At 64.3% G+C, this 10,809-nt stretch carries 9 protein-coding genes and 1 pseudogene; 1 reads left to right on the top strand and 9 read right to left on the bottom strand.

The window, feature by feature from the left end:
- Positions 1-2 precede the first annotated feature (2 nt).
- Positions 3-998, bottom strand: coding sequence for a Bug family tripartite tricarboxylate transporter substrate binding protein (locus AC1DS3_RS01185; protein ID WP_441635774.1), 996 nt, complete (start codon positions 996-998; stop codon positions 3-5).
- Positions 999-1,125: 127 nt separating this feature from the next.
- Between AC1DS3_RS01185 and AC1DS3_RS01190 the strand changes: the two genes are divergently transcribed.
- A complete protein-coding gene (locus AC1DS3_RS01190) occupies positions 1,126-2,070 on the top strand; it encodes a LysR substrate-binding domain-containing protein (RefSeq protein ID WP_477126553.1) in 945 nt (314 codons plus the stop codon).
- 263 nt (positions 2,071-2,333) lie between these two features.
- Here AC1DS3_RS01190 and AC1DS3_RS01195 read toward each other — a convergent pair whose 3' ends face one another.
- From AC1DS3_RS01195 to AC1DS3_RS01230, 8 genes and pseudogenes are all read right to left on the bottom strand, one after another.
- Complete coding sequence (locus tag AC1DS3_RS01195) at positions 2,334-3,077, bottom strand: ABC transporter ATP-binding protein (protein WP_441635778.1); 744 nt, start codon at positions 3,075-3,077, stop codon at positions 2,334-2,336.
- A gap of 10 nt (positions 3,078-3,087) precedes the next feature.
- Positions 3,088-4,875, bottom strand: a complete 1,788-nt coding sequence (locus AC1DS3_RS01200; RefSeq protein WP_477126554.1) for a branched-chain amino acid ABC transporter ATP-binding protein/permease — start codon at positions 4,873-4,875, stop codon at positions 3,088-3,090.
- A 10-nt stretch (positions 4,876-4,885) separates the two neighbouring features.
- Positions 4,886-5,938: a branched-chain amino acid ABC transporter permease gene (locus AC1DS3_RS01205; protein WP_441635782.1), complete on the bottom strand. Its 1,053-nt coding sequence runs from the start codon at positions 5,936-5,938 to the stop codon at positions 4,886-4,888.
- A 410-nt stretch (positions 5,939-6,348) separates the two neighbouring features.
- The gene (locus tag AC1DS3_RS01210; RefSeq protein ID WP_477126555.1) at positions 6,349-7,500 is read right to left on the bottom strand and encodes an ABC transporter substrate-binding protein; all 1,152 of its coding nucleotides are present in this window, start codon (positions 7,498-7,500) and stop codon (positions 6,349-6,351) included.
- 409 nt (positions 7,501-7,909) lie between these two features.
- Positions 7,910-8,668 carry a sulfite exporter TauE/SafE family protein gene (locus AC1DS3_RS01215; RefSeq protein WP_441635786.1) on the bottom strand — a complete coding sequence of 253 codons (759 nt, stop codon included), beginning with the start codon at positions 8,666-8,668 and terminating at the stop codon, positions 7,910-7,912.
- A gap of 81 nt (positions 8,669-8,749) precedes the next feature.
- Positions 8,750-9,220 carry a hypothetical protein gene (locus tag AC1DS3_RS01220; protein WP_441635788.1) on the bottom strand — a complete coding sequence of 157 codons (471 nt, stop codon included), beginning with the start codon at positions 9,218-9,220 and terminating at the stop codon, positions 8,750-8,752.
- Between the two features lie 358 nt (positions 9,221-9,578).
- Positions 9,579-10,607: a branched-chain amino acid ABC transporter permease gene (locus AC1DS3_RS01225; RefSeq protein ID WP_477126556.1), complete on the bottom strand. Its 1,029-nt coding sequence runs from the start codon at positions 10,605-10,607 to the stop codon at positions 9,579-9,581.
- Positions 10,607-10,809, bottom strand: a pseudogene (locus tag AC1DS3_RS01230) (branched-chain amino acid ABC transporter permease); the annotation flags it as partial. The gene AC1DS3_RS01225 and the pseudogene AC1DS3_RS01230, both read right to left, overlap by 1 nt.

Consider the following 10,809-nt stretch of genomic DNA (forward strand, 5'->3'; position numbering starts at 1 on the left):
CATCAGTCCAGTTTGATATTGGCGGCCTTGGCCACACGTGCATAGCGCGCCATGGCCTGCTGGATTTGCACCTTGAAGCCGTCCGGCGTGGTCGGCACCAGCGTGCCGCCGGACTCCTCCACCTTGCGCTTGAACTCGGGATTCAGCATCGCCTTGTGAATGGCGTCGTTGAGCTTGGCGACGATGGCCGGCGGCGTGCCCGCGGGTGCGACGATGCCAAACCAGCCGCCATCGCCCATCTCCTTATAGCCCAGCTCCGCATAGGTCGGGACATTGGGCAGCTGCGGCGAACGGGCGGAGCCGAGCACGGCCAGCGCGCGCAGCCGGCCCGATTTCACGTGGGGCAGCGTGGACGAAAGGTTGTCGGTAATGGCATTGACCTGCCCTGCCACCGCATCGTTGAGCGCCAGGCCCGCGCCCTTGTACGGAACGTGCAGCATGTCGATCTTGGCCAGCATCATGAAATTCTCGATGTTCACATGGCCAAGCGAGCCGGCGCCGGGAGAGGCGAAGCTGTACTTGCCGGGGTTGGCACGGACAAGCGCGACGAACTCCTGCATGGTCTTGGCCGGCACGCTGGGGTGCACAGCGAACACGCTCGGGATGGCCACCACGTTGGTGACTGGCGCAAAATCCTTGATCGGATCGTAGTTCAGCTTCGGATAGACAGCCGGGTTCGAGCCGTGCGTGCTGACCGTCGCCATGCCGATGGTGTAGCCGTCCGGCGCCGCGCGGGCGACCTGCTCCATGCCCAGTGAGCCACCGGCGCCACCCTTGTTCTCCACCACAATGGACTGGCCCAGCTCGCGCCCGCCGAACTCCGCAACCAGGCGTGCCGACAGGTCGGTCGAGCCGCCCGCGGCGAAGGGCACGATCAGGCGAATCGGCTTGTTCGGATAGTTGGCCTGCGCTTGCGCACCGCCGGCTGTGGTCAGGCTGGCGCATGCCGCCAGGCAAGACAAGACAAAATGCCGGCGCGGCAGTTGGGCTCGGATCATGCGGACTTCTCCTTGGATTTCTATGAGTTGACTCGCCAAGTGTCGGGAGTTTACCGAGTCCGCACAAACGACTATATTGCACGGTTGCATTACCAAAGATCATTCTCGGCACACCCACCCCCACCGCATGCGGCTACGCTCGCCCTCGATGTCCGAACTCCATGCCTTTGCCGCCGCCGCGCGGCTGGGCAGCTTCACGCGCGCGGCCGAAGACCTGTGCGTAACCCAGGGTGCGATCAGCCGTGCGATTGCCCGGCTGGAATCCCACTTTGGCCAACCTCTGCTCCAGCGCAATGCTCATCGACTGACGCTGACGGATGCTGGCAAGCAACTGCTGGAGGCCGTGGCCGGTCCGTTGGCAGCCATTGAGAGCGCCAGCGCCGCCCTCCTCGCCCGTGACCGCCAGCACCACCTGACGCTGTCGGCCGTGCCCACGCTGGCCAGCGTATGGCTGGTGCCCAGGCTGCCGGATTTCCACCGCCGCTACCCTGATGTCCGCCTGGACTTCGTGCCCTACCGGCGCGATGAAGACTTTTCAGGCCCCGCGCCCGATGCTGCCATCCTGCCGGGCACGCCGGATCGCTGGCCAGGCCTGCAATCCGACTACGTGATCGGCAGCGAGATGGTGCCCATCTGCCACCMCGACCGCGCTCGCGCCCGCCACGAGGCCGGCCGCTGGTCCGAGCCCGCCGAACTCCTCGATGAGCCCCTGCTCTATCACACCACCGCGCCGGCAAACTGGCAGCACTGGCTGTGCGCCGCCGGCGTACCCAGTGCTGCGCCCACGCTCTCGAAAGGCTTCGACCAGGTCTCGATCCTGGTGCAAGCGGTCAAGGCGGATATGGGCGTGGCGGTACTGCAGCGCTGCCTGGTACGGGATGAGATCGCTGCGGGGCGCGTGGTGGCGCCGTTCGATTTGCCGATCCGGCTGACGCGCGGCTACTTCCTGTGCGCACCGCGGGRGCGGCGGGACCATCCAGCGTTTGCGCAGTTTMGCGCATGGTTGCTGGGCGTGGCGGCACAGGACCCGGATGTGCTTCAGCTCAATGAAGAAAATTCACCAGAAAAATAGAACTGATCTTCATTTGCTAAATGACATCCATCATGTGCATACATCTCACCATCCAGCAGCTTATTCATCATCGCAATAAATATAAATATCAAACTTTAAGATAGATATATTCATATCATGAATTTGAAGCGTACCCACTGCTGCGCTATCCAACGGACAATGCCGCCAACAAATCGGCCACATCAAAAAATGCACTACATAAATAATAACGGCGAACAATGTTCGCCGTTATTATTCTGGAGAATCCAAAAAGCAGAAAAGCGCTAAGCCGCCTTCTTCGCCAATCCCAGATACGTCTCGATCACCTTCGGATTAGCCGCGAGCTCGGCAGCCGGCCCCTCCATCGCCATATCCCCGGTCTCGATCACGTACCCGTAGTCCGCCACCTGCAGCGCCGCCCGCGCGTTCTGCTCGATCAGCAGCGTCGCCACCCCCGTCTTGCGCAGGTCATTGATGATGTGAAAGATCTCCTTGACGATCAGCGGCGCCAGCCCCAGGCTCGGCTCGTCCAGCATCAGCAGTTTCGGCTTGGCCATCAGCGCGCGGCCCACCGCCAGCATCTGGCGCTCGCCTCCGGACAGCGTGCCGGCGTCCTGCTTCGCCCGCTCCTTCAGGCGCGGGAACAGGCCGTAGACCACTTCCATCTGGTCGAGGAAACTCTTCTCACCCGCACGCTTGCGGCGATAGGCGCCCAGCACCAGGTTGTCCGCCACGCTCATCGAGCCAAACAGTTCGCGCTTCTCCGGCACCAGGCACATGCCTCGCGCCACGCGCCCTTCCACCGGCAGCCCGGCGAGGTCGTGGCCGAGGTAGGTCACCGCGCCGGTGGACGAACCGCTCACCGGCAGCGCGCCCATGATGGCGTTGAGCATGGTGGACTTGCCCGCGCCATTGGGGCCGATCACCGTGACGATCTTTCCCGCTTCCACTTTCAGGTTCGCGCCGTGCACGGCTTCGACCTTGCCGTAGCGCACGTGCAGGTCCTTCACTTCCAGGATCAGGCTCATTGTCGTTTCCTTACTCCACGCCGCCGAGGTAGGCCTCGAGCACCGCCGGGTCTTTCTGCACGTCCTCGGGCACCCCTTCCGCGATGCGCGTACMAAACTCCATCACCACCAGCCGGTCCGTCAGGTTCATCACGAAGTCCATGTCGTGCTCGACCAGCAGCACGCTCATGCCCTCGCCCTTGAGCTTCTTCAGCAGCTCAGCCAGTGCCTGCTTCTCCTTGTAGCGCAGCCCTGCCGCGGGCTCATCCAACAACAACAGCGCGGGATCGCAGCACAGCGCGCGCGCGATCTCCAGGATGCGTTGCTGGCCCAGCGCGAGGCTGCCGGCTTCCATGTACATGCACTCGGCCAGGCCCACGCGCTCGAGCTGGCGCGCGGCCTCGTGCAGCAGCTTGGCCTCCTCGTTCTTGTTCATGCGCAGGATCGCTGCCGTCACGCCGCCTTGCGGCGCAAAGTCGCCGCGCAGGTGCGCGCCGATGGCCACGTTCTCCAGCACGGTCATGGTGGGCAGCAGATGCACGTGCTGGAAGGTGCGGCCGATGCCGCGCTTGACGATCTCGCGCGAAGGCAGCCCGGAGATCTGCTCGCCGCGATACAGCACCTCGCCGCGCGTGGCCGGCAGCACGCCGGTGACGAGGTTGAAGGTGGTGGACTTGCCCGCGCCATTAGGGCCGATCAGCCCGATGATCTCGCCGGCTCGGACCTGGAAGCTCACGTCGTTGACCGCCACCAGCCCKCCGAACTCCTTGCGCGCGGCTTTGACATCCAGGATCAGTTCGCCGGCCTGCGGCTTGGCGCGCAACGGCAGCGCGGGCGCTTGCGCCGGCGCCAGCACCGGCGGCCCGTTGGGGAACAGCTTCTTGACGAACGGCCAGATGCCATCGCGCGCGTATTGCAGCAGCAGCACCATCAGCACGCCGAACACGATGGTTTCGAAGTTACCGTTGGCGCCCAGCAGCTTGGGCAGAACGCCTTGCAGCACGTCCTTCAGRATGGTGAGGATGCCGGCGCCGAGCACCGCGCCCCACACGTGGCCTACGCCGCCGACCACCGCCATGAACAGGTACTCGATGCCGTAGTTCAGCCCGAACGGCGTGGGGTTCACCGCGCGCTGCAGATGCGCATAGAGGAAGCCGGAGATGCAGGCCAGCATCGCCGCCACCACAAAGATCACCACCTTCATCCATGCGGTGTTCACACCCATCGCCTCGGCCATGGTGCCGCCGCCCTTCAACGCGCGGATGGCGCGGCCCGGGCGCGAGTTGAGCAGGTTCTGCATGGCGATCACCGACACCAGCACCACGGCCCAGATCAGGTAGAACATCGAGCGCCCGGAGGCCAGTTCGATGCCAAGCACGTGCAGCACGGGAATGCCGTTGAGGCCGTCGTACTTGCCGAGGAATTCCAGGTTGCCAAACAGGAAAAACAGCGACAGGCCCCAGGCGATGGTGGCGAGCRGCAGGTAGTGGCCCGACATGCGCATGGTGATCAGGCCGATCACATAGGCCGAGGCCATCGTGATCACCAGCCCGACCAGCAGGCCGAGCCAGGGCGACAGCCCGAACTGCGTGGTGAGGTAGGCGGTGCTGTAAGCGCCGAGCCCGACGAAAGCGGCCTGGCCGAACGAGGTCATGCCGCCCACGCCGGTGAGCAGCACCAGGCCGATGGCGACGATGCTGTACAGGCCGATGTAGTTGCCCAGCGTGATCCAGAATTCGGGCGTGGGCAGCACCGGCAACAGCGCCAGCACTACCGCGAAGGCCAGCAGGAAGATTCGGTTCTTGAGGTTGGTATTCATGGCGTGTCCCTTATTCCTCGTCTTCCACATGCTTGCTGGTGAGCGAGCGCCACAGCAGCACGGGCAGGATCAGGGTGAACACGATGACCTCCTTGAACGCACTGGCCCAGAAGGACGAATACGATTCGAGCAGCCCCACCAGGATGGCACCGGCGGCCGCCACCGGGTAGCTCACCAGACCGCCCACGATGGCGCCGACGAAGCCCTTCAGGCCGATCAGGAAGCCCGACTCGTAGTACACCGTGGTCAGCGGCGCGATCAGGATTCCGCACAGCGCGCCCATTGCCGCCGCCAGCGTGAACGACAGGCGCCCGGCTTGCGTTGTGCCGATGCCGACCAGCCGCGCACCCAGGCGATTGACCGCCGTGGCACGCAGCGCCTTGCCGGCGATGGTGCGTTCGAAGTAGAAATACAGCCCCGCGATCATCAGTGCCGATACGCCGACCACCCAGAGGCTCTGCCCGGAGATCGTCAGGCTGCCCACTTCAAAGCGCGCCTCGGAGAAAGGCGCGGTGCGCGAGCCCTCGGCGCCGAACATCACCAGCCCCAGCCCCACCAGCGCAAAGTGCACGCCCACCGAGACAATCAGCAGCACCAGCGTGCTGGCTTCGGCCAGCGGCTGGTAGGCCAGGCGGTACAGCATGGGCCCGAGCGGAATCACGATCAGCAGCGTCAGGGCGATCTGCGCCAGCATGGGCATCGACTGCCCGTCGAAGTTCTGCGCCAGCAGATGCACGGCCAGCGGGAAGACCAGGTACTTGCCGGCCAGCACCGCGACCCGCCTGGGCGCGGTCCTGCGCAGTTCAGCGCTGCGCAGGACGGTGACCGTCTCGTAGACAAAGGTCAGCACGCCCATCACCAGCAGCAGCCAGCTGCTTTGCGGCGCATGGCCGGACTGGATCGCCGCCAGGGTCAGCGCGCCATAGGCGACGAACTCCCCTTGCGGAATGAAGATGACGCGGGTCACCGAGAACACCAGCACCAGGGCCAGCGCGAGCAGCGCATAGATGGCGCCCGAGGTGATGCCGTCCTGCGCCAGGATGGCGGCGATCGAGAGGTCCATTGTCTCCCCGTCTTGTTGGTGAGTCCGGCCGGCGGAGGGAGGCCGGCTGGCTTGTGAAATTACGAGTTACGAAATATGAAACAACTTACGCATAGCGGAAATCCCGACGAACCCTTAGATTGCGCAGTGCCGCATCGGCAATCTGGCACGGCAGGCGGGAAGCTATGCAGATGCCAAGTGCCGCATATCCGCAGCGCACCACGGTCGTCATGCCGTCGTGACGTCTTGCTTGTCCTGGCAAACGCCGAATTCATTAACACGTTAAAGATCTCGCATGGCAGATGCGGTGTCAAGTGCGGGATTGCCTGTAGTCGCGCAATGGCGTGGGCCGGCATGAGCCGGCACCAACAAAAAGGGCGCATGGCTGGCCATGCGCCCTTTTTGCATCAAATGCAGCCCGTCTTCGCCGCTTACTTGGTCTGCAGCTTCCACTTGCCGTCGACGATCTCCACCATCACGCGCGCGCGCTGGTCCAGGCCAAGGTGGTCGGTCGGCGTCATGTTCATGATGCCGTGGGAAATCGGCAGCTCCTTGGTCTGCTCCATGGCATCGCGCAGCGCCTTGCGGAACTCCTTGGTGCCCGGCTGGCCCTTCTTCAATGCCTCGGGAATGGCTCGCTGCAGCAGCAGGCCGGCATCCCAGGCATGGCCGCCGAAGGTCGAGACCTGGCCGCCAAATGCCTTCTCGTAAGCCGTCTTGTAGGTGATGGCCGGTTTCTTCACCGGGTTGGTGTCGGGCAGTTGCTCGGCCACCAGCAGCGGGCCGGCCGGCAGGAAGGTGCCTTCGCAATCCTTGCCGCACACGCGCAGGAAGTCGGCGTTGGCCACGCCGTGGGTCTGGTAGATCTTGCCTTTCCAGCCGCGCTCCTTGAGCGCCTTGGCGGGCAGCGCCGCGGGCGTACCCGAGCCTGCGATCAGCACGGCGTCGGGGTTGCTGCCCATCATCTTGAGCACCTGGCCGGTGACCGAGGTATCGGTGCGCGCAAAGCGTTCGTTGGCCACCACCTTGATCTTGCGCATCTCGCCAACCTTGGCGAACTCTTGCGCCCAGCTATCGCCATAGGCGTCCGCGAAGCCGATAAAGGCAACCGTCTTCACGTTGTGGTTGGTCATGTGCTCGGCAATGGCGGTGGCCATGTGCGAGTCGTTCTGCGGCGTCTTGAAGACCCAGGCGCGCTTGGCATCCATCGGCTCGATGATGCGGGCCGACGCGGCCAGCGTGATCATCGGCGTTTCGTTCTCGGCGACGACATCGACCATGGCCAGCGAGTTGGGCGTCACGGTGGAGCCGACAACCACGTCGACCTTGTCTTCGCTGATCAGCTTGCGCGTATTCTTGACCGCGGTGGTGGTGTCCGACGCATCGTCGAGCACGATGTACTCGATCTTCTTGCCAGCGATCTCCTTGGGCAGCAGCGAGATGGTGTTCTTCTCGGGAATGCCCAGCGAGGCGGCGGGCCCGGTGGCCGACAGCGTTACCCCGACTTTGACCTGTGCGCTGGCGGTGCCGGCGCACAGGCTGKCTGCGGCGAGAGCCAGCAGGCTGGCGCGCTTGAATGTCATCGTGTCTCCTTCCATTGCGGCAAACGGAAGAGGCACCCGTGCCGCCTTGCGGCCAGTCGGATGCCTCAATCTGGTCTTCTGGTCTGATTTGTCCTGGTGGATCTTATTGTGCCGGTGCCCTTTCGTTGCATTTTTTTTGGCCCGTATCCAGGCGCAACGCCGGCGCCTGCCTGTTACCCCGGGGCGATGGGCGAATCCGTATCCGCCCTGCCCCATTTCCCGTCCTGCGCGTGATCCCTGGCGGCGCTCGGCAGGACTCGCCAGGCAATGCCATGGCGCGCCACGCCGGCCGCTCATTCACCGACCGCTTGGTCGGGAATGCGTAGCGAGTCTAGCAACAGGCATATCGCCGGGCTAGCGGGATTAACCCGCATCGCAGCATGCAAGCGACACGGCCGCAAACTGACCCTCAGCGGCCGAACGCATCCCAGGCGGTTTTCACGATCAGCGCGGCCACCACCACGATGAACACGCGCCGCACAAAGGCGCTTCCATGCTTGAGCGCGAGGCGGCTGCCAATCTGGCTGCCGCCTACGTTAGCCAGCGCCATGACCAGCCCGAGCTGCCACCAGACGTGCCCCTTCGCCGCCAGCAGCAGCAGGGCCGCCAGGTTGGTGGCGAGGTTGACCACCTTGGTCGATGCCGAGGCGTGCAGGAAATCGTAGCCGAACACGCGCACGAACACGATCATCAGGAAGCTGCCGGTCCCCGGCCCGAACACACCGTCGTAGAAGCCGATCACGGCCCCCGCCAGCAACGCCGCGGCGCGCTCCTTGCCGCCGCGGAGCGACGGTGCGTGCTCGGTGCCGAGGCTCTTCTTGGCCACCGTATAGACCAGCAGGGCCACCAGGATAAAGGGCAGCGACTTGCGCAGCGGCGCCGCGGGAATCAGCGTGAGCGCGTAAGCGCCCGCCATCGAGAAGGAAAAGGCCGACAGCATCGTCGGCAAGGTCGCGCCCCAGTAGATGCGCACGCTGCGGCCATAGCGCAGCGCCGCATTGGTGGTACCGGCCAGCGACGCCACCTTGCTGGTGCCGAGCAGCGTGGCCGGCGCCATGTTGGGATAGGCTGAAAACAGCGCGGGGATCTGCACCAGGCCACCACCGCCGGCGACAGCATCGATMAGGCCGGCAAGAAAAGCGGCAACAGCAAGAAACGCGAATTCCATGGACGCGGGGAGACGAAAGAAGAAAAAACGGAGGGAGCGAGGGAAGGAGGCGAACCCAGCGCGGCGGGCGCGCTCGAATCGTCAGCCCAGCATCTTGGCGGCTGGCGACAAATTGAGATGCCACAGGCCGCTGGCATGCGGCGCAAAACCCGCCGGTGCGGCCTGCGCCGCCGCCAGCAGCGCCGGCGCCAGCAACAGATGGCGCACGCCATGCGCGCTGCACCAGCCGGCCAGCAGGCCGCAGCAATCCAGCAGCAAAGCGGCACCCCTGTCCGCCGGCACGTCACCGGCCCACCATTCGGTGGCAAGCGCCGCAAGGCCGGCAAGCTCGAGATGCGGTATCAGCGTAACGGGCAGGCAACCGAGCAGATCCGTGCCGACGCTGGCCTGCGCCACCACACAGGCCCCGCGCTCGGGCCGGGCAAGCAGGCCCTCCAGCAGCGCCTGCCGGGCACGCGCCGCCGCTACGGGCAATGCGTGCCGCGATTGCAGCCAGGCGCCCAGGTTTTGCGCATCGCCAGTACCGGCCAGGCGTATCGAGGCCGGGGGCATGGCGGATTCAGGCAGGGAAGGAATGAGAGAGGGGGAATCTGACGGCATGGCGGGCCCGATGGCAAGGCCACATTGTCGCATGCGCAGTTGGTCGCTTTGACAACGATCCCGCATGGCGAAAACATCACGCACCAGGAAGGGGCATTCAACCCGCAAATTAAAAAAGGCGTTGCTGAGGATCACCCAGCAACGCCCTTATCTTATATTGACACTGCAGCCTAGTGACTGCGCGCCTGTCGTCTCCTCGCTTCYGCCTCCATTTAACCTGCGAAAACCGTATATGGAATGTAACGAAGCGGTGCGTTTCGAGCAAGCTAGAAGAAACCCTAGCCCCAAAATCGGGCATGTCGCCCCACGATCACTCCCGGGCCTTCCCAAAGCGGGCAAGAAGTTCGCCCATGATGCCGCGGCGGAACGTCAATACGCAGATCACGAAGATCACGCCGGTCACCATTGTGACGGATTCGCCCAGTGAGTTGAACCACTCGATGCCCGTCGTCGAGGCCAGGAAGCTGCCGATATCGCCAAGCTTGTTTTCCAGCGCCACCACCACGAAAGCCCCGACCAGCGGGCCCGAAAGCGTGCCCAGGCCGCCAACCAGCGTCATCAGGATCACCGAGCCCGACATGGACCAGTGCACGTCAGTCAGTGTGGCAAAGCCCAGCACCAGCGCCTTGATCGACCCGGCCAGCCCGGAAAGCGCCGCTGACAGCACAAACACCATCAGCTTGAAGCGGTCCGTATCGTAGCCCAGCGAGATGGTGCRCGGCTCGTTTTCCTTGATCGCCTTGAGGATCTGGCCGAACGGCGAATGCACGGTCCGCACGATCAGCGCGAAGGCCGCCACGATGATCGCCAGCGCCACGTAATACAGCGTCAGATCGTTGGCTAGCGACAACACACCGAACAGCTTGCCGCGCGGAATGCCCTGCAAGCCGTCCTCGCCCCCGGTGTACGGCACCTGCAGGCAGAAGAAGAACAGCATCTGCGCCAGCGCCAGCGTGATCATCGAGAAGTAAATGCCCTGCCGGCGAATCGCGATATACCCGACCACGTAGCCGATCAAGGCACCCGCCAGCGTGCCCAGCACCAGCCCGACCTCAGGCGTGACGCCCCACACTTTCATCGCATGCCCGGCCGTATAGGCCGCGCCGCCGAAGAAGGCCGCATGGCCGAACGACAGCAGCCCGGTATAGCCAATCAGCAGGTTGAAGGCGCATGCGAACAGCGCGAAGCACAGCACCTTGAGCACGAACACCGGATACGCTCCGGCCATCGGCGCCAGGACCAGCGCTGCCAGCAACAATCCGTACAACAGTTTCTTCTGCACGCCCCGCCCCTGTCTTGTCTGCCCCGCGGCCACTGCCGCGCCGATTGGTTGGTTCATCACTTCTCCCTCCCGAACAGCCCGGCCGGGCGCAGCATCAGCACGATCACCATGATGAAGAACACGACCGTGGAGGAGGCCTCGGGATAGAACACCTTGGTCAGGCCCTCGATCACGCCCAGGCCGAGGCCGGTCAGGATCGAGCCCATGATCGAGCCCATCCCGCCGATCACCACCACCGCGAACACGATGATGATCAGGT

Source organism: Cupriavidus sp. 01L46 (genome assembly GCF_056399905.1).